The organism is Enterobacter sp. 50793107 (assembly GCF_001463365.1).
GTDB classification, from domain to species: Bacteria; Pseudomonadota; Gammaproteobacteria; order Enterobacterales; family Enterobacteriaceae; genus Enterobacter; species Enterobacter cloacae.
Genome location: NZ_LNII01000146.1, coordinates 1 through 26,194 on the forward strand (window position 1 = coordinate 1; position 26,194 = coordinate 26,194).

Sequence of the window (26,194 nt, forward strand, 5' to 3'; positions counted from 1 at the left end):
TTTCTGGTGAGAATGCCTTGAGATAATATTCATCTATTGCATCAGTTAGTGATGAGAATTTTGTATAGTTTAGTAACTTTGAAATTGCCCCTTCTTTATCTAATACTTGTTTGGATATTAATAAATACAGAATAACTTTCCATATACCAGAGAAATCAGATAAACTTAAATGCTTTTCGGATTTAAGAGTGATAAATTTTTGGTATTCTGTCTCTCTTATATATTTGGTCGTGGCTAGTGTGTTGTTAATGTTATTATTTGAAAGATAGATAGAGTATGCGGTTTTACCAGTACCTTTCTCTCCTACAAGAAACGATATATTCGGCTCGCATAATTCAGTTAAGTGATTGTCACGTATGAATACTTTATTAAGTAAGTCTTTATTTTCCCTTCTCTTATAATTTTCAGCATCAGCATAACCAAGAGTTAGTTCTTTGATTGGTATCATCGTCACCTCAACTAAAGTAATTGGATAAAATATGGTTATAAGACATTGGCACTGCTCTGTTACATAATGTTGAGGATATCAACATATGAAATGTAAAGGAACCATTTGTAGATGAATGGACTGAATCGCCGTAGATTCGGTAGTCATCTTTCAGGCTGGCATGTGATGACCAACTTCCGCTCCTCGCTCATAGCAGTCATTTACCCGCCCTACTATCGCGAAAGTAATAACAACACAACCCTCAAAAACCGCAAAGGGGCCCACCCAGCCCCTTTCCCACACCACCCTCTAAGCAGCTAACAATGCCTGCCCGCACTCAGTGCGCCACAATTCGCGGCTCCTTCACAAACTCCGCCAGAAGCCAAATCATATCGTGCAGCAGCCCCGTAAGCTCTTTTGCAACGTTCGCGGGCAATGTCCCCCCTTTAACGGCTTGGGTAAGTGCCAGCGCATAGTCAATCTGGGTAGCGGTGTCGTGCCAGCAGTCGGGCACGCAGGAGGTCATTTTTTCTCCCACAATCAGCTGTTCAATAAGGTTCGGCGGGAGATCGGCATCGCAGAGTTCGCGCAGTCGATGAAGCGCTTGCAGCAGGCGCTCACAGAGTGCAGTGCTAATCACGCTATCATCGCTTTCGACCAGCACGGTCACCAGCGCGGCGCAGTTGTCCGCCACGTCAAAGAGATCGGCGTCAACCGGAAGGGGTCGGGTAATAAGCTGCTGAATAATGTTTTCGTCAGATTGAGGGAAAATCAGGGTCTGGATAGTCGCCATATTAGGGCATCCTCTACATGTAATTTTATTCACTACCTTGTGAGTTCCTACGCTCGGGGGTAGCACTGACGGAGGTAGGAATACCGCCCACATAGAAAACGGCCAGCCTTACGGCTGCTCCGCCAGCGCCACCGAGATTGTAACGGGATAAACGCTGCCACGACATACTAAATATCGCTATATGGAATACGGGTTCCTACACCCGATTGCGGATGTGCCGCAACGCCGTCACTTTACGACCCAGGTAACCGGAATAAAAGCATTAACCCTCATTTTCACCGGGTTACTTTTAGGTTTGCGAGGCTCCTTCCAGAAAGCCAGTCTTCCCGCCTACATTTTCAGCGTATCGATCACTGCTCTCAGGGCTGGCGACACATTGCGATGCGGATAATAGAGAAACAACCCGTCCATCCGCAGGCTGTAGCGTTGCAAGACCCGGATAAGCGTTCCGCGCTCCAGATCGTCCGCCACGAGCTCCACCGGAATATAGGCTAGACCCAGGCCCAGCCGGGCAGCTTCCGCTTCCATATAACTGTCCGATAGCGCCCATTGTCCTTCTGGCCGGTGAAAGATTTTCTTGTCGTCCTGAACCAGTTCCCAGTGATAAAGATTACCGTCGGCAAACTGATACGCAATGCAGGGGTGCCTCACCAAATCCTCAGGCGTTTGCGGAAAACCATAACGGCGGAAGTGCTCTGGTGCCGCAACCACGCCCATTTCCATGTCAGGCGTGATGCGTACCGCAATCATCCCCTGCCCGACCTCAGGCCCCAGCCTGACGCCCGCATCAAACCGCTCGGCAATGATGTCAACGAAGCGGCTTTCATTCATCAGTTCAAGGCGGATATCCGGGTAACGCTGCTTGAAGATGGCGAGCTTTGGCAGCAGGCATTTATCGATAGCGTGCTGGCTGGCATTGATGCGCACCGTACCGGACGGCGTCTGGCGGTAATGGGCCAGGGTGGCCAGCCCGGTATCAAGCGTATCGAATGCTGACTCCGTGGTTTGATAAAGCTGCTCCCCGGCGTGGGTAAGTGACAATTTTCGTGTGGTACGCACCAGAAGCTGAACGCCCAACCGCGCCTCCAGCTCACGTACCGAGCGGCTGATCCCGGATTGTGCCAGTCCGAGTCGCTGCGCGGCTGCCGTGAAGCTTCCCTCGCGTACCACCTGCATAAACAAGTACAGCTCGTTGTAGTTTTCCCGTTTCGCCATCGCGCCTGCTCTCTGATTCATAACAAATTGGTATTAATCTTAGCAATTTTCACCCTCTAATCAGCACGATTTCTGCTCCCTATACTCCCCTTATCACAACAACGCACGGGATCTCTAATGAAAACATTCACCCAAAAACTGTCAGTGGCGATGCTGCTGTGTGCATCTTTAAGTGGAGTGACAACAATGAGTTATGCAGAAACGACTAACCCAAACGCGCCCATTTCGATGGTGACCACCTGGGATAAAACCTTCGCCAAAAGTGATAAGGTTGACCATCGTAAGGTGACGTTCCAGAACCGATACGGCATTACCCTGGTGGGAGATCTTTATCTGCCTAAAAACCGTGGGGACCGCAAGCTGGCGGCGATTGCCGTTAGCGGACCGTTTGGCGCGGTCAAGGAGCAATCCAGCGGGCTCTATGCGCAGACGATGGCCGAGCAAGGGTTTGTCACGCTGGCGTTCGACCCGTCTTACACTGGCGAAAGCGGCGGCCAGCCACGCAACGTGGCCTCGCCGGACATCAACACCGAAGACTTCAGCGCTGCGGTCGATTTCCTGGGCCTGCAGCAAGAGGTTGATCGAAACCGTATCGGCATTCTGGGTATTTGTGGCTGGGGCGGCATGGCACTGAACGCGGCAGCAATGGATACCCGCGTAAAAGCAGTCGCCACCAGCGTGATGTATGACATGAGCCGTGCCATGGGCCACGGCGTTGGCGACGGGAAAGATCGCTATTCCACGGCCGATCGTCGTGCCGTACTGCAGTATCTGAACGAGCAGCGCTGGAAAGATGCCGAAAACGGCACCTTCGCGCACGGCGGCCATGATATCTATGTCGATGAAAACGGCAACGTAACGGCGGCTGAGCGTATTCTGCCAGAAGCATTACCCGCCAACCCGAATCCGGTTCTGAAGGAGTTTTATGACTACTACCGGATGCCGCGCGGATTCCATGCACGCTCCGTCAACTCCACCGGCGCATGGACGGCTACCATGCCGTTGTCTTTTATGAACATGCCGCTGTTAAGCTACGCAGGGGAGATCAGCATCCCGACGCTTATCGTGACGGGTGAAAAAGCGCACTCCCGCTATTTTGCCGAGGACGCGTTTAAAACCGTTGGCAGCAAACAGAAAGAGCTGGTCATTGTCCCGGGCGCAAACCATGTCGATCTTTACGACAACGCCGCAGGAAAGATCCCGTTTGCACAGTTTGAGCGATTCTTCAAAACCAGCCTGAAATAAGCCGTTCTGCCCGGGATCATGCAGGCCGCATACGCGTTAGCCTGAAGCATGACGAGCATACGCCACCCGAGCCAAACGGGTGGCCCTCTCTTTGCCTTGATGAAATCTGACTATGTCCGCACTAAGCCAAACCACGCAGTCAAACCGTGAACATACGTACTGGGGCGGCATTTTTGCCCTGACCCTGTGCGTTTTTGTTTTGATCGCCTCTGAATTTATGCCCGTTAGCCTGCTTACCCCGCTCGCCCGAGATTTAGATGTCACCGAGGGGCTGGCGGGCCAGGGGATTGCTGTCTCCGGCGCACTGGCCGTCCTGACCAGCCTGACGCTTTCTCAACTGGCTGGCAGCATGAACAGAAAATATCTCCTGCTGGGAATGACGCTACTGATGGCCCTGTCGGGAACGATTATTGCCTTTGCACCGAACTATCCGGTCTATATAACCGGCCGCGCCCTGATCGGTATTGCCATCGGCGGATTCTGGTCCATGTCTGCGGCAACGGCTATTCGCCTGGTGCCACAACATCAGGTATCGCGCGCGCTGGCTATTTTCAACGGGGGCAACGCGCTGGCGACGGTGGTTGCCGCTCCACTTGGCAGTTATCTCGGCGCGACTATTGGCTGGCGTGGCGCCTTCCTGTGTCTGGTGCCCGTGGCAATAGTCGCGTTCATTTGGCAATGCTATAGCCTGCCTGATATGAAGGGGAATGACCGGGCAACGTCGCGTGGGACGGTCTTTCGGTTGTTTCGTCAGACGGCCGTTATTGCAGGCATGCTTACCTGCGGCCTGTTCTTTATGGGTCAGTTTGCGTTATTTACCTATGTGCGTCCGTTCCTTGAAACCGTTACCCACGTTAGCGACTCCGGGTTGTCGTTGATATTGTTAACCATCGGCGTTTCAGGTTTTGTAGGTACTCTCGTGATTGCCATGGCGCTCAACGCGTCATTTTACCTGACGTTAATGGCCATTCCCCTGCTGATGGCCACCATTGCGGGCGGGTTGATTCTGACCGGGCACAACGTATGGGCCGTTGCCGCACTGTTAGGGCTCTGGGGAATGCTGGCGACGGCGGCACCTGCCGGGTGGTGGACGTGGATCGCCCGTACGCTTCCGGAAGATGCAGAGGCGGGCGGTGGGTTAATGGTTGCGGTGATCCAGCTTGCCATTGCGCTGGGATCAACTACCGGAGGCATGATGTTTGACTATTTGGGCTGGCAGAGCACCTTTCTCATGAGCGGCCTGCTGCTTCTCAGTGCGGCTGGGGTGACATGGCGGCTCGCACGTCTGAACAGATAACGCCGCAGAGGATTAATTGCCGCTTTTCTGTGGCGCTGGTGTATTGTTTTTGAACCCACTATCACTGTGAAGAGGCGCGACAGCATGATCACCATCCTTGGCAAAACCACCTCCATCAACGTGCGTAAAGTCCTCTGGACCTGCGAAGAAGCCGGAATTGCATATCAGCAGGAAGATTACGGCAGCGGATTTGCCCCGACGGAAACGGACGCCTTCCGCGCCCTGAACCCCAACGCCATGGTGCCGGTGCTGATCGACGGCGATTTTGTGCTGTGGGAATCGAATTCAATCTGCCGCTACCTGGTGCGCAAAGCTGGACGCGATGACCTGCTGCCATCGCAACCGCAGGCCTGCGCTAACGTCGAGCGCTGGATGGACTGGCAGGCAACCGAATTCAACAACGCCTGGCGCTATGTATTCCCGGCGCTGGGGCGCAAAAACCCGGACTATAACGATCCCGCGCGGATTGCCGCCGGGATAAAAGAGTGGAACCACTGCATCGGCATTCTGGAGCAGCAGTTGCAGCGCACCGGCGCCTTTACTGCGGGCGAAACGTTTACGCTTGCAGATGTAGTGTTGGGGCTGTCGGTGAACCGCTGGAAGATGACGCCTTTTGACAAACCCGCGGTGCCTGCCATTGATGCCTGGTTTGAACGTCTTAATCAGCGCCCGGCATTTTTGCGACACGGAAATAACGGCATGGTCTGAATTCCCCACGGCCCTATATTCAGCAAGGATATTTTATTTAATTACAAAACCCTGCATCTCGTCAGAGGGAATAATAATTAAGCCATATCCTGGACTGTCCGTTGTACCGCTTTGCTAGCCTGACGTTTCAGGCAAAGCTCACCCCGGAGGTATTCTTGCTGATTAAACTCAAAAAAGAACGAACGCATCAGGAGGATCGCCGGTTAGCCCTCTGGCTGGCGACATCCGCCGGCTTGCTCAACGCCATCGCCCTTGGGGCATTTGGCTTTTTCCCCTCTCACATGACCGGTAATACCTCACAATTATCCAGCGAAGTCTCTTCCACCGATCTGAACGATATTATTTTCTTTGGTTCCATTATTCTGGCGTTTGTCACGGGCGCCATTCTTGCGCGCATTATTGTTATCTGGGGCATTATCCATAATATCCGCCTGGTTTTTTGCCAGATCCTGTTTGTCGAAGGGTTATTACTGACCGGTATTTCGATTTATGAGATGTATTTCCATGCCCTCACCAGCAACCGCACGATTATTATCTTTCTCTGTGGTCTGATGGGGATCCACAATTCCACCTCCACCCAGCTCTCCAGCGGCCGGGTGAGATCGACGCACATCACCGGCACGCTGACGGACGCGGGAATATCGCTGGCCTCGGTGGTGGTGGCGATGCTGCGCCGGGACTACTCCAAAGACACGGCGGCGCAGAAAAGCCAGCTTAAAACCCACTTAACCACCCTGTTCTCGTTTATTACGGGCGGTATCGCAGGGTTACTCCTGTTCCGGTGGATTGGCTTTAATGCGATGCTGGCGCTGGGTGTCATACTGGCGCTGGTATCCGTTTGTTCCATGATTACCATCGCGGTGCGCGTGCGCAAAGTTCGCGCAGCCCTCGGCCGATAGTCAAAACGCAGAGGGCAGAATGTCGCGACAGTTGTGACACCGTCACTTTCATGAAGTCGCTTTAGGACTATTCTGCCCTCTCACAGCCAGCCCTTACCTCATAAGGCTTAATCAAGGTTGTCACTAGTTTCATAGGGTTACTGATTTTCCCCCTTCGCTGGAACCCTTCCCAAACGCTTGCTATAGGTCAACTACCCCTGCCGAAACATGGCATAACAACAGGCAACCGCTGGTTGCGATAACGCATGCGCACAGGGAGACACACCGCAATGCATCCATTACTCAAACGCTCGCTGCTGTTTGTCGGCGCCATAATCGTGGTTCTGGCCCTCCTCACTTGGGGCATTGGGCTGGAGACGATCAAGGCGCGCCAGGTTGACCTAATCTACCTCGGGCAACAGCATTTAATCCTCGTATTTTCCTCGATGTTCTTCGCACTGCTGGTTGGCATTCCGGCGGGTATCCTGCTCAGCCGCCCGGCGGCGCGTGGGGTAGCCGAATACGTGATGCAAATCTTCAACGTCGGCAACACCCTGCCGCCGCTGGCCGTTCTGGCGCTGGCGATGGTGGTGATTGGCATTGGCGATACGCCAGCCATCATCGCCCTGTTTCTTGCCTCGCTGCTGCCGATTGTGCGCAATACCTACGCCGGGCTGTGCTCGGTGCCGTCGTCGTTACTGGAAGCGGCGAACGGGATTGGGATGACCAAATGGCAGCGTCTGCGCCAGGTGGAGTTACCTAACGCCTGGCCGGTGATGCTCTCGGGCATCCGCATCGCCACCGCCATTAATGTGGGTACAGCTCCGCTGGCCTTCCTGATTGGCGCCAGCAGTTACGGCGAGCTGATTTTCCCCGGCATCTACCTGAACGACTTCCCGACGCTGATCCTGGGCGCGGCGGCCACCGCGCTGTTTGCCCTGATCCTCGACACCCTGCTGGCTGCGCTGGGTCGCGTGATGAGTCCCCATCTCCCTCGATAACAATAACAAGGAGCTTTCATGAGACTGATATCCAGCCTGACGGCGCTGTGTGCCGCGGCGCTCTTCACCAGCCAGGCGATAGCCGCCCCGCTGATTCTGGCGACCAAGAGCTTTACCGAGCAGCATATTCTCTCGGCCATGACCGTGCAGTACCTGCAAAAGAAAGGGTTCCAGGTGCAGCCGCAAACCAATATTGCGACCGTTATCTCCCGAAACGCTATGATCAACAAACAAATTGATATGACCTGGGAGTACACCGGTACGTCGTTGATCATCTTTAACCATATCAACAAGCGCATGTCGCCGCAGGAGTCTTACGAGACGGTTAAGCGTCTGGACGCGAAGCACGGTCTGGTCTGGCTCAAACCCGCCGATATGAACAACACCTATGCCTTCGCCATGCAGCGTAAACGCGCCGAAGCGGAACATATCAACACCATGTCTGAGATGGTGGCGAAGATTGAGCAGGTGCGTAAAACCAACCCGGATAAAAACTGGCTGCTGGGACTGGATCTTGAGTTTGCCGGGCGCAGCGATGGGATGAAGCCGCTGCAGAAGGCCTACAACATGGAGCTGGACCGTCCGCAGATCCGCCAGATGGATCCCGGCCTGGTGTATAACGCGGTGCGCGACGGTTTTGTTGATGCCGGGCTGATCTACACCACCGACGGCCGCGTGAAAGGTTTCGACCTCAAAGTACTGGAAGATGATAAAGGCTTCTTCCCGAGCTATGCCGTCACCCCGGTGGTGCGTAAAGACACGCTGGAGGCGAACCCGGGGCTGGAACAGGCGCTTAACACCCTCTCCGCCCAGCTTAACAACGACGTTATCACCGAGCTGAACAAGAAGGTGGATATCGATCATCAGTCACCGCAGCAGGTCGCCCGTGATTTCCTGCGTAGCAAAAAGCTGTTGTAGGAGGCGCTATGGAGACGATTCACTACATTCTGGATAACTGGGATTACCTCTTAACCCTGACGCTGCAGCATCTGTGGCTGGTGGCGCTGGCGGTTGGCCTGGCCATTATTATCGGCGTTCCGCTCGGCATTCTAATTGTCCGTCACAAATGGCTGGCGACACCGGTGCTGGGCATCGCGACCATCGTGCTGACCATTCCGTCCATCGCCCTGTTTGGCCTGATGATCCCGCTGTTTTCGCTGATCGGTCAGGGCATTGGCGCCCTGCCCGCCATTACCGCGGTGTTTCTCTACTCGCTGCTGCCGATTGTACGCAACACCCATACCGCGCTGGACAGCCTGCCACCGGGTCTGCGTGAGGCCGGACGCGGCATCGGCATGACCTTCTGGCAGCGGCTGCGCTGGGTTGAAATTCCCATGGCGCTACCGGTGATTTTCGGCGGCATCCGCACCGCCGTGGTGATGAACATCGGCGTAATGGCGATTGCCGCCGTGATTGGCGCGGGCGGCCTGGGTCTGCTGCTGCTTAACGGCATCGGCGGGAGCGATATCCGCATGTTGATTGCGGGGGCGTTGATGATTTGTCTTTTAGCGATTGTGCTCGACTGGCTGCTGCACCGTCTGCAGGTGGTACTGACTCCGAAGGGGATTCGATAATGATAAAACTGGAAAACCTCACCAAACATTTTTCACAGAAGCACGGCCAGACCTTTAAGGCCGTGGACAACGTCAACCTGAACGTGCCCGAAGGGGAAATGTGCGTCCTGCTCGGCCCGTCCGGCTGCGGGAAAACCACCACCCTTAAGATGATCAACCGCCTGATTACGCCAAGCAGCGGCACGATCCTGATTAACGGTGAAGACACCAGCGGGATGGATACGGTGACGCTGCGCCGCAACATCGGCTACGTGATTCAGCAAATTGGCCTGTTCCCGAACATGACCATCGAAGAGAACATTACCGTGGTGCCGCGCATGCTGGGCTGGGATAAAGCCCGGTGTAAAACCCGTGCCGAAGAGCTGATGGATATGGTGGCGCTGGATCCGCGTAAGTTTCTTCACCGCTATCCGCGCGAGATGTCCGGCGGCCAGCAGCAGCGTATCGGCGTGATCCGCGCGCTGGCGGCCGATCCGCCGGTACTGCTGATGGATGAGCCCTTCGGCGCGGTGGACCCCATCAACCGTGAAGTGATCCAGAACCAGTTTCTGGAGATGCAGCGCAAGCTGAAGAAAACGGTGATGCTGGTCAGCCACGATATCGATGAAGCCCTGAAGCTGGGCGATCGTATCGCCGTTTTCCGTCAGGGGAAGATTGTCCAGTGCGCCAGCCCGGACGAGCTGCTGGCGAAGCCGGCGAACGAGTTTGTCGGCTCGTTTGTGGGTCAGGACCGCACTCTGAAGCGCCTGCTGCTGGTGTCGGCAGGCGACGTCACCGACCAGCAGCCTACTATCACTGTACGCGGCTCTACCCCGCTTCCAGAGGCCTTTGCCACCATGGATGATCACGATATCCGCGCCATCACCGTGGTGGACGAGCACGGTAAACCGCTGGGGTTTGTGAAACGCCGGGAAGCGCGCAACGCCAGCGGCACCTGTGCCGATATCCTGCATCCGTTCCGCATGACCGGCAAAGCGGAAGATAACCTGCGCGTGGTGCTCTCCCGCCTGTATGAAAGCAACACCAGCTGGATGCCGATTGTGGATGAAGAGGGTCGCTATAACGGTGAGATTTCGCAGGACTATATCGCGGAGTACCTCAGCTCAGGGCGTACGCGCAGGGCGCTGAATATTCACAGTGAGAATTGAGAATTATACCAGAAAAGCCCCTTTCGGGGCTTGTATAGAGCATTACCAGCGAAGCTCTGACGTTAGCATATAGGTTATAGACCTCACGCTATCCTCTACGTCATAGTTAATCTGCATGCTCGTGGGAATATCGTGATCCTTTACCTCATAGAGGTCTGTCCAACCATAATCCCTATTCATTACAGTGTAAGGCGGCGCGCTTCGTAGCGGCTCTCCAAGATTTTCATTAACCCATTTGCGTGACATAGACGCCTGCAAGGGTGCTGGTAGTTCATTAGGAAATGTCCAACTGGACGCAGGTTCGTGCTGAATTCTGAGTGTGACAGATTTCAAAATCCGCCCCTCTCGCCAGAAAGAAAGAAAAATCCCTTCCTGAGCCATTTCAAGGTTGATGGTCGGTGTTCCAGAAGATCCCTTCGGGGCAGTCTTATACGGAATTAAATCCTTATCAAGCATATATTGATAAGACTTACCAAGACTATTTATCAGCGCTTCAACGTTTATCGTCATTTGTACAGCCCCGCTTCACTATTTATTTTATGCATTTTCACCCTTGCTGCTTCGATCTGAATTTCGGTCGCGCCATGATCTTTCAATGCCGGTTTTATGGCATCCAGATTGCGATCCACTGCTGCCCTGAGGTTCCTGGAGTCAAGATCAATTTGTGTAGGCGTATTACGTCCACCATATGTCTCGCTTATTTTGTGATGCATATCTTTCGGGATCACGATGGCAGCAACTTTATCAGTCAGCGCAAGTATCTCGTCATCATCTAGCAACGGATAATTAGCTCTCAGATATGCATCAACAGCAGCTCTGGACGGCATGTGATCCGCCTCATACATCCCCTGCCGCGAACGGCGTTTAAAGTCACTGTATAGCTCGACTTCCAGAAACTCCACCGGTGGTTTGCTCAGGTAGATATAAATCGGCGGCAGGTCAGGGAACGGCAGGATCAGAATGTAATCCGCGAAACGCTTTTCTTCCTGTGCCGGGCTGGTGGTCGCCGTTATGCCGGTGTTAACGGGCAGCGGGTCAACAACGACCGGGTTCGGCAGCACTGGCCGCGCCTGGTCGCCGGTGTTCCACGGCTTTTTCTCGTCTGTTCGGTCAGGCGTCCACACGATGGTGATGCGCGGTTCTTCCTCCGTGGTGAAGGTGTACGCCTGCGCGCTACTGTCGTACTCCATTTTTCTGACGCGCACACTGTCCCGGCCAGGCGGCGTGTGCCAGCCATGCGGCACCGGGTTCCCCCGGCTGTTGCTCTCCCACGTATAGCGCACCCTGCTCGGGGCTTCACGCATCTGCGCCAGGCGCATACGGTCAATAAAGTCCTGTTCGCCGTCGTTCAGCCTGCCGGGCATCATTCCCACCAGCAGCCCGGCCACGGGTGCGCCCGCTCCGGCGGCAGCTATTTCACCCAGCCCGGCGGCACCACGCACCGCCCATGTGCCGTAGGTCAGCGCCCTGCCGCTTATCAGCTCCAGCAGGCTTGCGCCCGCTGTGGCCGTCTGCGCGCGCGTAGCTGCAGTTGCGGCGGCAACAGCGGCCTGATAATCCATCTCCTCCTGGTTGCCGTTCCACCAGCGATAAAGGGCGCTGCGCTTTTTCGGTCTGGGGATATCCTCTGGCTTTTTCTTTCTGGCGGTCTGCGCGTGCTGCGGGGTGTCTGAATCGGTTGCCGGGTCGCTGGCCGGCATGGCCAGGAAAAATGCCATATCGGCAAAATTAGTATGGGGTTCGCGCTCGTCACCGGCATCATTGCAGCCATCCCCCCGCAGGCAGGATTTTGCAAATACCCGGTTGCGCTCCCTTTCCTCCTCTCTGCGGTTTTCTTCAGCCTGCTTTTCTGCTGCCAGCCTGGCGGCGTGTTGTTCCCTGGCAACATCAACCGGGTCTCGGCCACGTCCCAGCCACTGACCTGCGGGAGCAATTACCCGATTTGAACCTGGTGGGCAATCACAGTGTACTTTTGAACCGTGAACGGCGACGGGTACGCCGTGAAATGTCACCCGTTCCTCACCTGATACAATCACGCCCTTCCTGCCACATTTAGGACAGGGAGTGGTTTTATCACCTACCCTGAGAATTCTGCGTCCAAATTCGGTGCTGTCCGTAATAGACGCAATACACCTGGCACCGGTAGTCGTTTTATCATTCTCAAGCGCCTGTCCCCGACCAAAATTATCGGTACGGTAACCCATGCGTTACGCTCCGGTAATTAGTAAATTGATTACTCATAAAGAATTCCCTTTTCCTTTTCGTTAATAAAAAAGGAATTTTACTATGAATATGAGTTAACCAGATTTATTCCGCACATTTGGTTAATATTTAACAACCAAATAAATCACCACTAAAAATAAACAACTTAAATATTTAGAACACCCCTATAAACACTCATTTGCATACTGGTTGAGTTCCTATCACAATAGAATACCGATCTCGTTTACTCGCGACCCATGCAACGTCTTCATACTTACCCCGATATCCGCGCGATGTTTCGCCGGCTTCTGATTGCCACCGTCACGGGCGTACTGGCCGCGCTGGCCGTTGCCGTGTTTCGCCACAGCATGTATCTGCTGGAGTGGCTGTTTCTCAGTAACGACAGCGGCAGCCTGGTGAATGCCGCGGCGGCGTTGTCCCCCTGGCGTCGCATGCTCACGCCTGCTCTTGGCGGCCTGGCAGCCGGATTGTTGCTGTGGGGATGGCAGCGGCTGACGGCGCAACGCCCGCATGCGCCAACGGATTATATGGAAGCGCTGGAAACGGGTGACGGGCAGTTCGATTACGGTGCCAGCCTGGTCAAATCCCTGGCGTCACTGCTGGTGGTTTCCAGCGGAAGCGCCATCGGGCGTGAAGGGGCGATGATCCTGCTCGCCGCCCTCGCCGCCTCCTTGTTTGCGCAGCGCTTTACGCCGAAGTCCGAATGGAAATTATGGATAGCCTGCGGGGCGGCGGCGGGAATGGCCAGCGCCTACCACGCGCCGCTAGCCGGAAGCCTGTTTATTGCGGAAATCCTGCTCGGCACGCTGATGCTGGCCTCGCTCGGCCCGGTAGTCATTGCGGCCGTCGTAGCGCTGCTGACGACGCGTCTGTTAAGCCCCGGCGCCACCACGCTGTATGAGGTGCATCTCAGCGAAACGCTCACTGCGGGCGATTACGGATTAATCGTTATCATCGGTCTGCTGGCGGGCGTCTGCGGCCCGCTGCTGATGTGGCTGATGACGGTTAGCCACGCGCTGTTTCTGCGTCTCAAACTCTCACCACCCTGGCAGCTGGCGCTCGGGGGGCTGATCGTCGGGATGTTGTCGCTTCTTACGCCCAAAGTGTGGGGTAACGGCTATAGCGTGGTGCAGGCCTTTCTGCTCTCACCGCCGCTGCTGTCCGTTATTGCGGGCGTGTTTATCTGTAAGCTGCTGGCGGTCCTGGCAAGCAGCGGTTCGGGCGCACCGGGCGGGGTCTTCACGCCGACGCTGTTTGTCGGGCTGGCGACAGGAATGCTCTTTGCGCAGCTTTTTGCGCTGTGGCTACCGGGTTCTGGAACGGCGATTTTGCTGGGACTGGCGGGGATGGCGACGTTGCTCGCTGCCACGACGCATGCGCCTATTATGTCGGCGCTGATGGTGTGTGAAATGACCGGGCAGTATTTTCTGCTACCCGGCCTGCTGATTGCCTGCGTTGTTGCGTCCGTACTCTCGCGAACGTTACGCCACGACTCGATCTACGGCCAGCACACTGCCGAGAGCAGAGAGATCGATGTACTGCGCTAGTTCGCGCTGCTCGGCGCGCGGCAAATAAGGCAGTTCGCCCACCAGAGGGCCGGGCAGTTTTTTGCTCAGCACGTCGATGATTTCTGCATAGTGCGCAAGGCCTGGGTTGATGCGGTTTGCCACCCAGCCCACTAACGGCAGGCCATCATTGGCGATCGCCTGCGCCGTGAGCAGCGCATGGTTGATACACCCTTCCTGGATGCCCACCACCATCACCACCGGCAGTTGCTCCTGCACCACCCACTCGGAAAGTGGACGCAAATCGTTCATCAGGCTGCGCCAGCCGCCCGTGCCTTCAACCACAACGTGATCAACCTTCTCGCTCAGGTTCGCCAGCCCATCCGACAGCAGGGTGTAATTGATCAGCCCGCTGTGCGCCACGCTGCTCTCCTCTTCGCTCAGGGCAATAGGATTGACCGCGTCATAAGGCAGCTCCAGGGATGAGACGCTTTGTAAAACCAGGGCATCTTTATTGCGCAGCCCCTCTGGCGTCTCTTTACTGCCTTTTGCGACCGGTTTGTACCCTGCAACACGTTTACCGCTTGCTGCCAGCGCCTGTAGCAACGCGCGCGATACAACAGTCTTGCCGACAGAGGTATCTGTACCAGTAACAAAGAAACGCTTAAGCATGACTCATTCCACCTCTTGGGTATGCTTCGAAAATATAAACCAGGTAAATAATTCAGTGGGGGAAGTCTACGGGAAGCGTGCGCTATCCGGCTTGAGATAGCGCAATTTTTAGTAAGTCTGTGGAAAAGAGTTAGCCCTGCAGCAGGCGGATCAGTAAGGAGCCGTTATACATTGCATCTTTCACCAGCGCGGCGCCGGCCATGGTGCCCTGGTTCGAAAATTGCGTGCTTTCGACCACAATGTTTTTGCTGTAAGCGGGCAGCGCCTGCTGATTAATGCAGGCCGAAATCGCCGGGAAGAGGATATCCGCCGCCTGGCTGAGCGGGGAGCCGATCAGGATTTTTTGCGGGTTAAACAGATTCACCATAATGGCGAGAATGCGCCCGACGTTATTCCCTACGCCAGTAATGATGTCCTTAGCCAGCAGATCGCCCTGCCGCGCCGCTGTGCACAAGGAATCTACCGTCAGGGGTTGCCCGTGCAACGAGGAGCTCATGGACTGGCTGAGCCTCACCTGCGCCAGCTCAAGCACGCTTTCCACGCTGGCAATGGTCTCCAGGCAGCCGTGGTTGCCGCAGTAGCAGCGTTTCCCGTAGGGATCGACCTGCGTGTGGCCGATCTCCACCAGGCTACTGCTGCCCGCATGCAACAGGCGTCCGTCGGTGATGACGCCCGCCCCGACGTTATGGTCGATCACCACCTGAATGACATCCCGCGCCCCGCGTGACGCGCCAAACAGCGCCTCCGCCATAGTCCAGGCGCTGATGTCATGCTGAATGTAGACCGGTACGCCGGTATGGTTTTTCAGGACCTCACCCAGCGGCATCTCTTTAACGTCTTCATAAAACGGCATGCGGTGCACAATGCCGTTCTCGGTATCAATAATGCCCGGCATGGTGATGGCAATCGCCGTTAAGCGTTCAAGCTTCTGCTGGTGACGAATAAAGAAATGATCGATATGCGTGACAATCGCCTCAAGAAGCGGTTGATCAGCGTTAAGCGGCAGCTCCAGCCGGTCTTCCACCACCAGCTTGCTGCTGAGATCGCGCAGCGCAAGAAAGATCTCACCCCGGCTGATGCGCAGCGACAGGTAATGCCACGCTTCCGTCTCCACCACCAGCCCGACCGCCGGACGACCCCGGCTCCCCGGCTCCTGAATCTCCGTCTCCTGAACCAGGTGGGCTTCCAGCATTTCGCGAACAATCTTGGTAATACTGGCGGGAGCCAGTTGGGCCAGGCGCGACAAATCGATACGCGAAACCGGACCAAGCTGATCAATCAGGCGATATACCGCGCCAGCGTTGGTCTGCTTAATCTGATCAATATGCCCTGGCTGACTATCAGCAACCACCTCGTACTCCCTTATTTTCGAGCTTCGAAATAAACTTTGGGCTATGGTGAAGCACTTGCATGGCCGTCGTCAAATATTTACTTAGCCATGTGATTTACTGCACATTTTTGCCCATTTTTCCCTATAAATATCGCCCGGCAGAGGCGGTGATAAGCTGCTTTTTAAAACGCTGTGCCGCATTGCTCTGTTCATGATGTCTGGACCACACCAGCCACATCTCCGATACCGCGTCGTCTTCGGCAAGCGGGACCCAGCACATTTCACGCAATTGTACCCGTTTAAAGGAGGCCGGGAGAATAGAAACCCCCAGCCCGGCGGCGACCAGACCTATTATCGTCATCGCCTCTCCTACCTCCTGGGTAATGACCGGGGCGAGATCGTAGCGGCGCATCAGGCCCAGAATATCGTCATACAGACCGGTTCCCACCTGCGGGTCGAAAAAGACAAACGGCTCTTTCGCCAGCTCAGCCAGCGTGATGGCAGGTTTCGACGCCAGGGGGTGATCGCGCGGGATCATCGCCATCAGCGGCTCGCGCAGGATCACCTGCCACGCCAGCGAGTCCGGCAGTTGAGTGTTGCGCATCAACCCTAAATCCAGCGCCCCTTCATTCAGCGGAGCTATTTGTTCCCGGGTATTAATTTCGCGCGTCTGAATATGCACGTCCGGGAAGTCACGGCGAAACGACGACAGGGTTTGCGAGACGGCGCTGATAAACGGGGCAGACGAGGTAAACCCGATACGCAATTCACCGGCTTCTCCCAGATAGAGCCGCTCTGCGCGGGCGGCGGCGTCGTCAACCATGCTCAGAATTTGTCGGCTGTCGGCCAGAAACTGCCTGCCTGCCGCCGTCAGGCTCACGCTACGGTTGGTACGGGCGAGAAGACGGGCACCAATCTGCTGCTCCAGGATCTGAATTTGCTGGCTGAGCGGCGGCTGCGAAATGTTCAGGCGCGCGGCGGCGCGGCCAAAATGGAGTTCTTCTGCCACCGCGACAAAGTAGCGTAAATGACGCAGTTCGATATTCATATTTTATAAGTATCATTTGAGATTATTAATATATTAGACAGAATATTTACATTTTCCTACCCTGAAGAGGTGGTCATACCCGTCACCAGAAACCACGGGGATGTTTAAGCAAGGAACATGTGTGAGTCGTACATCTACTGTTGATATCGAACCGGCACGCGATATCGATGATTTACCGGCAGCTTCTCAGCCGGCGCAGTTTATTAAACGTGGTACCTCCCAATTTATGCGCGTCACGCTGGCGCTGTTCTCAGCCGGTCTGGCAACCTTTGCCCTGCTCTACTGCGTTCAGCCTATCCTTCCCGTGCTGTCACATGAGTTTGGCGTCTCACCGGCCAGCAGCAGTATTTCTCTCTCTATTTCAACCGGGATGCTGGCTGTCGGCCTGCTTTTTACCGGCCCTCTCTCTGATGCCATTGGGCGTAAACAGGTGATGGTGACCGCGCTGATGCTGGCGTCGGTTTGTACGTTGCTCTCCACCATGATGACCAGCTGGCACGGGATCCTGATGATGCGCGCGCTCATCGGGTTATCCCTGAGCGGCGTGGCGGCGGTTGGGATGACTTATCTCAGTGAAGAGATCCACCCGAGCTTTGTCGCGTTCTCCATGGGGCTGTACATCAGCGGGAACTCCATTGGCGGTATGAGCGGACGCCTGCTGAGCGGCGTGTTTACAGACTTCTTTAACTGGCGCATTGCGCTGGCGGTGATTGGCTGCTTTGCACTGGCCTCTGCGCTGATGTTCTGGAAAATTCTGCCGGAATCACGCCACTTCCGCCCCACCTCCCTGCGTCCGAAAACGCTGTTTATCAACTTCCGCCTGCACTGGCGGGATAAAGGGCTGCCGCGGCTGTTCCTGACCGGCTTCCTGCTGATGGGATCGTTCGTCACGCTGTTTAACTATATTGGCTATCGTCTGATGCTTTCGCCGTGGCATCTGAGCCAGGCGGTGGTGGGCCTGCTCTCCGTGGCGTATCTGACCGGGACCTGGAGCTCGCCAAAAGCCGGAGCGATGACCGCCCGCTATGGCCGTGGGCCGGTGATGCTGGTCTCAACCGCCGTGATGTTGTTGGGCCTGTTGCTGACGCTTTTCTCTTCCCTGTGGCTGATTTTCACCGGCATGCTGCTCTTCTCTGCCGGTTTCTTCGCCGCGCATTCCGTCGCCAGCAGCTGGATTGGCCCGCGCGCCCGTCGTGCCAAAGGCCAGGCATCCTCTTTGTATCTGTTTAGCTATTATCTTGGATCCAGCTTCGCCGGGACGCTGGGCGGTGTGTTCTGGCACAACTACGGCTGGAACGGCGTGGGCGGGTTTATCGCGCTGATGCTCTGCGGGGCACTGCTGGTAGGCGCCAGTCTTCATAAGCGTCTGAGATAATCCGCCTGCGGGCTGATGTCCGGTAAGACGAGCGATCCAGATAAACGGCACCAGCGTACTGGTGCCGTTTTTACATTCAGGAATCCCAGGCCTGCTCTATCTTAGCGGCTTCAAACTGCGGAGGCGGTTTTCGGAAACGGCGCGTCAGCCATGTCAGATAAAGGGCCCCCAGTGCCGCCCAGATGAGGCCAAGCGTCAGGGACGTCGCTTCGAGGTTTATCCACAGCACGCCGACCGTTACGGCACCAATGAGTGGCAGCAGGAGATAGTGGAACCGATCTTTCCACGTTTTGTTCAGCCCCTTACGCCGCCAGAAATGGTTGTACACCGAGAGATTAACAAACGTAAACGCCACCAGCGCGCCAAAGTTGATCAGCGCCGTCGCGGTCACGAGGTCAAAGTACAGGGCCGACAGCGCCACTATCCCTACCATAATGACGTTCAGGGCCGGAGTACGCCATTTCGGATGCACGTAGCCAAACACCCGCTCCGGAAAGACGTTGTCACGCCCCATCACATACAATAAGCGTGAGACGCTGGCGTGTGAGGCCAGGCCTGAAGCGAGCGTATTCACAAACGTGGTACACAGAAACACCGACTGGAAGAGCTTGCCGCCCACGTACAGCGCAATTTCCGGCAGCGCGGCGTCCGGGTTCTTGAAGCGCGCAATCGTCGGGAAGAAGAGCTGCATGAAAAACGAGGCAACAATGAATATCAGCCCGCCATACAGTGCGGTCAGGAAAATGGCTTTGGGAATAACGCGCGCCGCGTTTGGCGTCTCTTCCGACAGCGTGGTGACCGCGTCAAACCCGAGGAAAGAGAAGCAGACGATAGTCGCGCCGGTAATAATCGGGATCAGATGTGCGTTCTCGCTGATAAACGGCTGCAACGACCAGACGGTGCCCACGCCCTCCCCCTTGTGCAGGCCATGCACCACGAGTATGACAAACACCACCATGATGGCGATCTGCACCAGCACAAACAGGGTGTTAAAGTTGGCGACCAAATTAACACTCTTCAGGTTCGCCAGCGTCAGGATCGTCACAAACCCCACCACCCACACCCACGGTGGGACTTCCGGGAACAATGCGGAAAGGTAGATCTTCGCCAGCAGCACGTTGATCATCGGCAGGAAGAGATAGTCCAGCAGCGAGGACCAGCCGACCATAAACCCCAGATGGGGTCCGATCGATTTCTGCGTGTAGGTGTACGCAGAGCCCGCTTCCGGGAACTGTCGTACCAGTTTGCCGTAGCTGATGGCGGTAAACATGACGCCCGCCAGCGCCAGGAGATACGAGGCGGGCACGTGGCCATTGCTGATACCGGACACAATGCCGAAGGTATCAAACACGGTCATGGGGGTAAGGTAAGCCAGCCCCATCATCACCACCTGCCAGAGTTTGAGGGAACTGCGCAGCCGGGTTCTTCCGGCCATGCCCGGCGAATCAAGAGATGTGTTAGTCGCCATAGACCATCCCCCCCATGCTTACCGTGGTTTGCAATCGCGTTGACCTTAACGCAAACCTGCTTAGCAAAGGGGGAAGTTGTAAAGAACATACGCGATCGTACCAGCGCAGCGTCTCTCGCTCGCACTCACAGCAGGCGCCTGACTGGCCCCCTTCGCCCTGCGGATAGTTGAACATCTGCATCATTTCCTACCTCGTCACACAGTGTCGTTAAGAAAGTCCCTGTGCCGCCTGCGCTCCATAACGCGACTCCCGGGAGATAGCTGGCGTGCCAGCGAACAGTTCGGCCAGGCTCCGCGCAGGCCGTTTGGTGATACGTATGCGATGAAACAAAGCGGCCCCTGACCGGGGCACGTCATCAGGCGTTTTTCAGCATCCACTCGATTTCAGTTTCGGTAATCAGGCGTTCGAACTGCAGTAATTCATCATTTTTGCAGGCGTGATAGACGTGGCAGAAACGTTCGCCCAGTCGCTCGCGAAGGTGATCGTTTTGCATAAATTCCCACAGCGCATCGCTCTGACGAATCGGGAACGGCAATCCGTCCTGCTCCAGACCATTGCCTTCAACTTCTTCCTGCAGGGGTAAATCGTTATCCAGCCCGTGTAAAATGCCGGCAAAAATCGCCGCCATCACCAGATACGGATTCGCGTCTGCTCCCGCCACCCGGTATTCGACCCGATGGTTATGGCGATCGCCGCACGGGATACGCAGGGCAACCGTGCGATTATTGTGTCCCCATGACGCCTGCGTCGGCACGTACATTCCCGGCTGGAAACGGCGGTAGGAGTTGACGTTCGGCGCCAGCAGCGCCATGGACGCTGGCATCAGATCGATCATCCCGGCCAGCGCGCGTTTCAGCAGCGCGGAATCCTCACCGCTGGCGTCTGCGAACACGTTTTCGCCTCTGTTGTTTTGCATGCTGATGTGGATATGCATCCCGCTGCCCGCATGTTCTTCATACGGCTTTGCCATAAACGTGGCGTGCATCTTGTGTTTTTCCGCCATCTGCCTGACGAGACGTTTTAGCGCCAGCGCATCATCGCAGGCATCCAGCACGTTTTCCGTATGGTGCAGGTTAATCTCAAACTGTCCCGGGGAGGCTTCAGCCACTGCCCCGTCGGCAGGGATCAGCTGCAGCTGCGCCAGTTCGTCAATGTCATTCAGCACGTCAGCAAAGTGGTTGAGATTATCAACCGAGTAGACCTGACTCTGCGTGTTACGCACGTCGGTGCCCGGCGCGCAGGGTGGCTGCAGATAGCCGTCGGCATCGCGTTTACGGTCAAGTAAATAGAACTCCAGCTCTACCGCTACCACGGGGAACAGACCGCGCTGGCGCAGCTGCTGCCAGAGTCGGTTGAGTACGTTCCGCGGCTCAACGTCAAAGGGAGCGCCATCTTCATCGACCATGGTGAGCTGCACCTGACCAATGTACTCCGGGTCGGCGGCGGAGGGTGTCAGGGTGCCCGGCACCGGCACACAGATACAGTCCGGCTCGCCCAACTCCTGCCCCAGCCCTGCCTCTTCCACAACGTTACCCAGAATGTCCATGGCGAAAACCGATGCCGGGAAATAGCAGCCTTTTTCAAGTTTGCTCAGTCCGGCAACCGGGATGCGTTTGCCGCGAAAACAGCCGTTCAGGTCGGTCAGGAGGACATCAATAAACTGGGTGTCAGGATACTTTTCTAAATAGCGCTTCACTTCCTGCGTAAAGGCGCTGCCCCGCCTCTCATCCGTGTGCTGCACAAAGTTCTCAACTTCTACGATATTGGTTTCCATGATTTACCACCGTTTTTGGGATTTGCGTTCGCTGCTCTGGACTGTCAAATATAATGTCCACACTATCGAATCTGTATGCAAACAAATTGTTTGTCAAATGTTAAATTAAGTTTGCAAAAGGCAGATCTCGTTGCTAGATTGAGAAAATATTGAACGAAAAGGCCGTTTCACAGGCGAGAATGGCCTAAATTTAGTCCACTTTGTGAGGGCGATCATGGAAAATATAATGAACAAGCCAGTTATTGGCGTGGTGATGTGCAGAAACAGGCTTAAGGGTCACGAGACCCAGACCCTGCAAGAAAAGTACCTGAATGCCATTATTAACGCGGGGGGCTTACCTGTTGCCTTACCGCATGCGCTGGCAGAGCCAGAGCTTATTACCGCTCTGCTGCCAACCCTGGACGGAATTTACCTGCCGGGCAGCCCAAGTAACGTGCAGCCGCACCTTTATGGTGAAAACGGCGATGAGCCTGACGCCGATCCCGGGCGAGATCTTCTGAGTATGGCGCTGATTGCTGCCGCGCTCGAAAGGCGCATCCCCATTTTCGCCATCTGCCGGGGGCTGCAGGAAATGGTTGTTGCCACGGGAGGGACGCTGTATCGCCGCCTGTTCGAGCAGAACGACCTGCTTGAGCACCGGGAAGATCCTGAACTGCCGGTTGAGCTACAATACGCCCCTTCTCATGAAGTTCAGGTTCAGGAGGGAGGACTGCTGTCTCAATTAATACCAGGCTGTAACACATTTTGGGTAAACTCGTTACACGGGCAAGGTGCACGAACGTTAGGACCACGGCTTCGCGTGGAGGCCCGCTCGACGGACGGGCTCGTCGAAGCGGTCAGCGTTCATGACCACCCTTTTGCCCTCGGCGTGCAATGGCACCCCGAATGGAACAGCAGCGAGTACGCCCTGTCACGCATGTTGTTTGAAGGTTTTATCACCGCCTGTCAAAGCCACATTGCCGAGAAGCAACGGCTTTGACCACTACCGTAAAGGAAATGCAACTATGAGCGATGACGGACTGGCGCCAGGGAAACGTCTGTCTGAGATCCGCCAGCAATTGGGTCTCTCGCAGCGGCGTGCCGCCGAACTGTCTGGGTTAACACACAGTGCCATCAGCACCATTGAGCAGGACAAAGTCAGTCCTGCCATCAGTACGCTGCAAAAGCTGCTGAAAGTTTATGGGCTGTCGCTCTCGGAATTCTTTTCGGAACCGGAAAAACCTGATGAACCGCAGGTGGTTATTAATCAGGAAGACCTTATCGAAATAGGCAGTCAGGGGGTTTCGATGAAGCTGGTTCATAACGGAAATCCGAACCGTACGCTGGCGATGATTTTTGAAACTTACCAGCCAGGAACCACGACCGGAGAGAGGATCAAACACCAGGGTGAGGAGATCGGTACGATACTGGAAGGTGAAATAGTGCTGACCATTAATGGCCAGCCTTATCACCTGGTTGCGGGGCAAAGCTATGCCATTAATACCGGCATACCGCACAGCTTCAGCAACACCTCGGCAGGCATCTGCCGCATTATCAGTGCCCACACCCCCACCACGTTCTAATTACCACTCAGTCCCGACGTAAGTGCGCTTACGCCGGGACAAATAAAAACGATCAATGTCGGCATTCAACGGGTTAATTCCCGGGATGCCCCACGGCTTTGTATTGCCTGAAACGGCCATGACCTTATTTATCTGATTGCGAAAGAAAGGAGTGAATATGCATTTTCAGCACCTGACTTACTGGCAGGATAAAGCAAAAAACAGCGCCATTGAGACCCGGTTATTTATTAACGGTGCCTATTGTGACGCCGCCGATAATGCCACGTTTGAAACCGTCAATCCCGCGACACAACAGACGCTGGCGAACGTGGCCCGGGGCAAGCAGGCGGACGTGGACCGTGCAGTTCAGGCGGCGCGTGAGGTATTTGAGCGCGGTGACTGGTCGCAGGCGTCTCCGGCGCAGCGCAAGACCGTGCTCAATAAGCTCGCCGATTTAATGGAACGCCACGGCGAAGAGCTGGCCTTACTGGAAACACTGGACACCGGAAAACCCATCCGCCACAGCCTGCGCGACGATATTCCCGGCGCGGCTCGCGCCATTCGCTGGTACGCCGAAGCGGCGGATAAAGTTTACGGCGAAGTGGCACCTACGGGGCCGGGCGAACTGGCGATGATCGTGCGCGAGCCGATCGGGGTGGTTGCGGCCATCGTTCCCTGGAACTTCCCGCTGCTGCTGGCCTGCTGGAAGCTGGGCCCGGCACTGATCGCGGGCAACAGCGTGGTATTGAAACCGTCGGAGAAATCGCCACTCACCGCCCTGCGGCTGGCCGGGCTGGCGAAAGAGGCGGGCCTGCCGGACGGCGTGCTGAATGTGATAAGCGGTTACGGCCACGAAGCGGGCCAGGCGCTGGCACTGCATCCAGAAGTCGAGGTGCTGACCTTTACCGGCTCTACCCGTACCGGCAAGCAGTTGTTGAAGGACGCGGGAGAAAGCAACATGAAGCGCGTCTGGCTGGAGGCGGGCGGCAAGAGCGCCAACATTATTTTTGCCGACTGTCCGGACCTCGACAAAGCCGTGAGCGCAACCGCCGCCGGGATTTTTTATAACCAGGGGCAAGTCTGTATCGCCGGTACCCGCCTGCTGCTCGAAGACAGCATCGCCGATGATGTCCTGGCAAAGCTGAAAGCGCAGGCCCGTCACTGGCAGCCGGGCGATCCGCTCGACCCTGACAGCACGATGGGCATGCTCATCGACGCTGCACATGCCGATACCGTCCACACGTTTATTCGCGAGGGAACCCGAAAAGGTACGCTGCTGCTGGACGGGCGGGAACAAGCATGGCCTTGTGCAGTCGGTCCCACCATTTTTGTCGACATCGACCCTGCCTCCCCGCTGTGCCGGGAAGAGATTTTCGGGCCGGTGCTGGTCGTCACCCGTTTTAAAACCGAAGAAGAAGCCTTAACGCTGGCCAACGACAGTGAATATGGGCTTGGCGCGGCGGTATGGACCCGCGATCTTTCCCGCGCGCACCGCATGAGCCGCCGCCTGAAAGCAGGCTCGGTCTTCGTCAATAACTATAACGACGGCGATATGACCGTACCCTTTGGTGGCTATAAGCAGAGCGGCAACGGTCGCGATAAGTCCCTGCACGCGCTGGAAAAATTTACCGAACTGAAAACCATCTGGATTGCCCTGGAGTCTCAATCATGACCGAACATACCACCAGCTACTACGCGGCCAGCGCGAACGCTTACGAACCTTTCCCGACGCTTAACGAGTCGATCAGCTGTGACGTGTGCGTGGTGGGCGGCGGCTATACCGGCCTCTCCTCCGCGCTGCATCTCGCCGAAATGGGCTACGACGTGGTGCTCCTTGAAGGAGCGCGCATCGGCTTCGGCGCCAGCGGACGCAACGGCGGCCAGCTGGTTAACTCTTACAGCCGCGATATCGACGTGATTGAGAAAAACTACGGACCCGATGCCGCCAGAGTCCTCGGAAGCATGATGTTTGAAGGCGGGGAGATCATCCGGGAGCGTATCCAGCGCTATCAGATCCAGTGCGACTATCGTCCCGGCGGGCTGTTTGTGGCGCTAAACCATAAGCAACTTGAGACGCTGGAGGAGCAAAAAGCCAACTGGGAACGCTACGGCAATACGCAGCTGGAGTTGCTGGACGCCAGTGACATCCGCCGGGAGGTCGACAGCGAACGCTATACCGGCGCGCTGCTGGACCGCAGCGGGGGGCATATTCATCCACTGAACCTGGCGATCGGCGAAGCAGACGCCATTCGCCTGAACGGCGGGCGGGTGTATGAACAGTCCCCGGTGACCGCCATTCAGCACACCAGCCCGGCTGTGGTAAGCACGCAGCATGGCCAGGTGACAGCCCGCTACGTGATCGTCGCCGGGAATGCCTATCTGGGCGATAAGATAGAACCGGAACTGGCAAAACGCAGCATGCCCTGCGGCACTCAGGTTGTGACCACCGCCCCGCTGCCGGAAGCGGTCGTCCGCACGCTGATCCCCAATAACTACTGCGTGGAAGATTGTAACTACCTGCTGGATTACTACCGTCTTACCGCCGACAACCGCCTGCTGTACGGCGGTGGCGTCGTCTATGGCGCGCGCGATCCGGACGATGTCGAGCGCCTGGTGATGCCAAAGCTACTGAAAACCTTCCCACAGCTGGCCGGTGTCAAAATCGACTACCGCTGGACGGGCAACTTCCTGCTGACCCTGTCGCGCATGCCGCAGTTTGGTCGTCTGGATAAAAACATCTATTACATGCAGGGCTACAGCGGCCACGGCGTCACCTGCACCCACCTGGCCGGACGGCTGATCTCGGAACTGTTGCGCGGTGACGCTGAGCGCTTTGATGCGTTTGCCAACCTTCCGCACTACCCCTTCCCGGGCGGTCGCAGCCTGCGGATTCCATTCACGGCGATGGGCGCGGCGTATTACAGCCTGCGCGATCGTCTTGGCGTATGAGCGTTTCGACAAAAGGGTATCT

23 protein-coding genes and 1 pseudogene are annotated in these 26,194 nt (G+C 56.0%); 14 read left to right on the plus strand and 10 right to left on the minus strand.

Annotation, left to right across the window (positions count from 1 at the left end; all coding sequences use genetic code 11):
• The 3 genes and pseudogenes from APU11_RS27160 to APU11_RS18660 all read right to left on the minus strand — a co-directional run.
• Positions 1-448, minus strand: a pseudogene (locus APU11_RS27160) (funZ protein); the annotation flags it as partial.
• A 316-nt stretch (positions 449-764) separates the two neighbouring features.
• Positions 765-1,220 carry a hypothetical protein gene (locus tag APU11_RS18655; RefSeq protein WP_058651547.1) on the minus strand — a complete coding sequence of 152 codons (456 nt, stop codon included), beginning with the start codon at positions 1,218-1,220 and terminating at the stop codon, positions 765-767.
• A gap of 330 nt (positions 1,221-1,550) precedes the next feature.
• Positions 1,551-2,435 carry a LysR family transcriptional regulator gene (locus APU11_RS18660; RefSeq protein WP_058651546.1) on the minus strand — a complete coding sequence of 295 codons (885 nt, stop codon included), beginning with the start codon at positions 2,433-2,435 and terminating at the stop codon, positions 1,551-1,553.
• Positions 2,436-2,552: 117 nt separating this feature from the next.
• Here APU11_RS18660 and APU11_RS18665 point away from each other — a divergent pair, with 117 nt between their 5' ends.
• From APU11_RS18665 to osmV, 8 genes are all read left to right on the plus strand, one after another.
• On the plus strand, positions 2,553-3,680 hold the full coding sequence (locus tag APU11_RS18665; RefSeq protein ID WP_072056930.1) for an alpha/beta hydrolase: 1,128 nt from the start codon (positions 2,553-2,555) through the stop codon (positions 3,678-3,680).
• Positions 3,681-3,792: 112 nt separating this feature from the next.
• Entirely contained in the window at positions 3,793-4,977 is a 1,185-nt protein-coding gene (locus APU11_RS18670) for an MFS transporter (protein WP_058651545.1), read from the plus strand.
• Between the two features lie 84 nt (positions 4,978-5,061).
• On the plus strand, positions 5,062-5,685 hold the full coding sequence (locus APU11_RS18675) for a glutathione S-transferase (RefSeq protein ID WP_058651544.1): 624 nt from the start codon (positions 5,062-5,064) through the stop codon (positions 5,683-5,685).
• A gap of 155 nt (positions 5,686-5,840) precedes the next feature.
• Positions 5,841-6,584 (plus strand): YoaK family protein, encoded by a 744-nt coding sequence (locus tag APU11_RS18680; RefSeq protein WP_029882809.1) that lies wholly within the window; start codon positions 5,841-5,843, stop codon positions 6,582-6,584.
• Positions 6,585-6,853: 269 nt separating this feature from the next.
• Complete coding sequence (osmY, locus tag APU11_RS18685) at positions 6,854-7,564, plus strand: osmoprotectant ABC transporter permease OsmY (RefSeq protein WP_058651543.1); 711 nt, start codon at positions 6,854-6,856, stop codon at positions 7,562-7,564.
• An 18-nt stretch (positions 7,565-7,582) separates the two neighbouring features.
• Positions 7,583-8,482, plus strand: coding sequence for an osmoprotectant ABC transporter substrate-binding protein OsmX (gene osmX / locus APU11_RS18690; RefSeq protein WP_058651542.1), 900 nt, complete (start codon positions 7,583-7,585; stop codon positions 8,480-8,482).
• Positions 8,483-8,490: 8 nt separating this feature from the next.
• On the plus strand, positions 8,491-9,138 hold the full coding sequence (osmW, locus tag APU11_RS18695; RefSeq protein WP_006808875.1) for an osmoprotectant ABC transporter permease OsmW: 648 nt from the start codon (positions 8,491-8,493) through the stop codon (positions 9,136-9,138).
• The gene (gene osmV, locus APU11_RS18700; protein ID WP_058651541.1) at positions 9,138-10,286 is read left to right on the plus strand and encodes an osmoprotectant ABC transporter ATP-binding protein OsmV; all 1,149 of its coding nucleotides are present in this window, start codon (positions 9,138-9,140) and stop codon (positions 10,284-10,286) included. The genes osmW and osmV overlap by 1 nt, the downstream gene beginning before the upstream one ends.
• Before the next feature lie 42 nt (positions 10,287-10,328).
• Here osmV and APU11_RS18705 read toward each other — a convergent pair whose 3' ends face one another.
• Together APU11_RS18705 and APU11_RS18710 are read right to left on the minus strand one after the other, a co-directional pair.
• Positions 10,329-10,796 (minus strand): DUF6392 family protein, encoded by a 468-nt coding sequence (locus APU11_RS18705; protein ID WP_058651540.1) that lies wholly within the window; start codon positions 10,794-10,796, stop codon positions 10,329-10,331.
• Positions 10,793-12,490, minus strand: a complete 1,698-nt coding sequence (locus APU11_RS18710; protein ID WP_058651539.1) for an S-type pyocin domain-containing protein — start codon at positions 12,488-12,490, stop codon at positions 10,793-10,795. The genes APU11_RS18705 and APU11_RS18710 overlap by 4 nt, the downstream gene beginning before the upstream one ends.
• Before the next feature lie 255 nt (positions 12,491-12,745).
• Between APU11_RS18710 and clcB the strand changes: the two genes are divergently transcribed.
• The gene (clcB, locus tag APU11_RS18715) at positions 12,746-14,056 is read left to right on the plus strand and encodes a voltage-gated ClC-type chloride channel ClcB (protein WP_058651538.1); all 1,311 of its coding nucleotides are present in this window, start codon (positions 12,746-12,748) and stop codon (positions 14,054-14,056) included.
• Here the strand turns inward: clcB and bioD are convergent.
• The 3 genes from bioD to APU11_RS18730 form a co-directional block, all read right to left on the minus strand.
• Complete coding sequence (gene bioD, locus APU11_RS18720) at positions 13,991-14,686, minus strand: dethiobiotin synthase (RefSeq protein WP_013096826.1); 696 nt, start codon at positions 14,684-14,686, stop codon at positions 13,991-13,993. The genes clcB and bioD overlap by 66 nt on opposite strands.
• Before the next feature lie 130 nt (positions 14,687-14,816).
• Positions 14,817-16,037: a sugar metabolism global transcriptional regulator Mlc gene (mlc, locus tag APU11_RS18725; RefSeq protein WP_013096827.1), complete on the minus strand. Its 1,221-nt coding sequence runs from the start codon at positions 16,035-16,037 to the stop codon at positions 14,817-14,819.
• 121 nt (positions 16,038-16,158) lie between these two features.
• Positions 16,159-17,064 carry a LysR family transcriptional regulator gene (locus APU11_RS18730; protein WP_048971287.1) on the minus strand — a complete coding sequence of 302 codons (906 nt, stop codon included), beginning with the start codon at positions 17,062-17,064 and terminating at the stop codon, positions 16,159-16,161.
• 121 nt (positions 17,065-17,185) lie between these two features.
• On the opposite strand from APU11_RS18730, the gene APU11_RS18735 reads away from it, so the two are divergent.
• Positions 17,186-18,439, plus strand: a complete 1,254-nt coding sequence (locus APU11_RS18735) for an MFS transporter (RefSeq protein ID WP_013096829.1) — start codon at positions 17,186-17,188, stop codon at positions 18,437-18,439.
• 76 nt (positions 18,440-18,515) lie between these two features.
• On the opposite strand, the gene APU11_RS18740 is transcribed toward APU11_RS18735, so the two are convergent.
• Together APU11_RS18740 and APU11_RS18750 are read right to left on the minus strand one after the other, a co-directional pair.
• A complete protein-coding gene (locus tag APU11_RS18740) occupies positions 18,516-19,907 on the minus strand; it encodes an APC family permease (RefSeq protein ID WP_058651537.1) in 1,392 nt (463 codons plus the stop codon).
• Positions 19,908-20,263: 356 nt separating this feature from the next.
• Positions 20,264-21,682 (minus strand): glutamine synthetase family protein, encoded by a 1,419-nt coding sequence (locus APU11_RS18750; protein WP_013096832.1) that lies wholly within the window; start codon positions 21,680-21,682, stop codon positions 20,264-20,266.
• A 214-nt stretch (positions 21,683-21,896) separates the two neighbouring features.
• On the opposite strand from APU11_RS18750, the gene puuD reads away from it, so the two are divergent.
• From puuD to APU11_RS18770, 4 genes are all read left to right on the plus strand, one after another.
• Entirely contained in the window at positions 21,897-22,661 is a 765-nt protein-coding gene (gene puuD, locus APU11_RS18755) for a gamma-glutamyl-gamma-aminobutyrate hydrolase (RefSeq protein ID WP_014831700.1), read from the plus strand.
• Between the two features lie 25 nt (positions 22,662-22,686).
• A complete protein-coding gene (gene puuR / locus APU11_RS18760; protein WP_013096835.1) occupies positions 22,687-23,244 on the plus strand; it encodes an HTH-type transcriptional regulator PuuR in 558 nt (185 codons plus the stop codon).
• 157 nt (positions 23,245-23,401) lie between these two features.
• The gene (puuC, locus tag APU11_RS18765) at positions 23,402-24,895 is read left to right on the plus strand and encodes an aldehyde dehydrogenase PuuC (protein ID WP_038419277.1); all 1,494 of its coding nucleotides are present in this window, start codon (positions 23,402-23,404) and stop codon (positions 24,893-24,895) included.
• A complete protein-coding gene (locus tag APU11_RS18770) occupies positions 24,892-26,172 on the plus strand; it encodes an FAD-binding oxidoreductase (RefSeq protein ID WP_058651536.1) in 1,281 nt (426 codons plus the stop codon). The genes puuC and APU11_RS18770 overlap by 4 nt, the downstream gene beginning before the upstream one ends.
• Positions 26,173-26,194: the final 22 nt, after the last annotated feature.

Coding starts and splice junctions, on each gene's coding strand:
- osmX (WP_058651542.1), top strand. CDS start 7,583: ATGAGACTGATATCCAGCCTGACGGCGCTGTGTGCCGCGGCGCTCTTC.
- APU11_RS18750 (WP_013096832.1), bottom strand. CDS start 21,682: ATGGAAACCAATATCGTAGAAGTTGAGAACTTTGTGCAGCACACGGAT.
- APU11_RS18705 (WP_058651540.1), bottom strand. CDS start 10,796: ATGACGATAAACGTTGAAGCGCTGATAAATAGTCTTGGTAAGTCTTAT.
- APU11_RS18675 (WP_058651544.1), top strand. CDS start 5,062: ATGATCACCATCCTTGGCAAAACCACCTCCATCAACGTGCGTAAAGTC.
- bioD (WP_013096826.1), bottom strand. CDS start 14,686: ATGCTTAAGCGTTTCTTTGTTACTGGTACAGATACCTCTGTCGGCAAG.
- puuR (WP_013096835.1), top strand. CDS start 22,687: ATGAGCGATGACGGACTGGCGCCAGGGAAACGTCTGTCTGAGATCCGC.
- osmW (WP_006808875.1), top strand. CDS start 8,491: ATGGAGACGATTCACTACATTCTGGATAACTGGGATTACCTCTTAACC.
- APU11_RS18665 (WP_072056930.1), top strand. CDS start 2,553: ATGAAAACATTCACCCAAAAACTGTCAGTGGCGATGCTGCTGTGTGCA.
- APU11_RS18655 (WP_058651547.1), bottom strand. CDS start 1,220: ATGGCGACTATCCAGACCCTGATTTTCCCTCAATCTGACGAAAACATT.
- APU11_RS18670 (WP_058651545.1), top strand. CDS start 3,793: ATGTCCGCACTAAGCCAAACCACGCAGTCAAACCGTGAACATACGTAC.
- APU11_RS18730 (WP_048971287.1), bottom strand. CDS start 17,064: ATGAATATCGAACTGCGTCATTTACGCTACTTTGTCGCGGTGGCAGAA.
- puuD (WP_014831700.1), top strand. CDS start 21,897: ATGGAAAATATAATGAACAAGCCAGTTATTGGCGTGGTGATGTGCAGA.
- APU11_RS18770 (WP_058651536.1), top strand. CDS start 24,892: ATGACCGAACATACCACCAGCTACTACGCGGCCAGCGCGAACGCTTAC.
- osmY (WP_058651543.1), top strand. CDS start 6,854: ATGCATCCATTACTCAAACGCTCGCTGCTGTTTGTCGGCGCCATAATC.
- APU11_RS18660 (WP_058651546.1), bottom strand. CDS start 2,435: ATGGCGAAACGGGAAAACTACAACGAGCTGTACTTGTTTATGCAGGTG.
- osmV (WP_058651541.1), top strand. CDS start 9,138: ATGATAAAACTGGAAAACCTCACCAAACATTTTTCACAGAAGCACGGC.
- puuC (WP_038419277.1), top strand. CDS start 23,402: ATGCATTTTCAGCACCTGACTTACTGGCAGGATAAAGCAAAAAACAGC.
- APU11_RS18710 (WP_058651539.1), bottom strand. CDS start 12,490: ATGGGTTACCGTACCGATAATTTTGGTCGGGGACAGGCGCTTGAGAAT.
- clcB (WP_058651538.1), top strand. CDS start 12,746: ATGCAACGTCTTCATACTTACCCCGATATCCGCGCGATGTTTCGCCGG.
- APU11_RS18740 (WP_058651537.1), bottom strand. CDS start 19,907: ATGGCGACTAACACATCTCTTGATTCGCCGGGCATGGCCGGAAGAACC.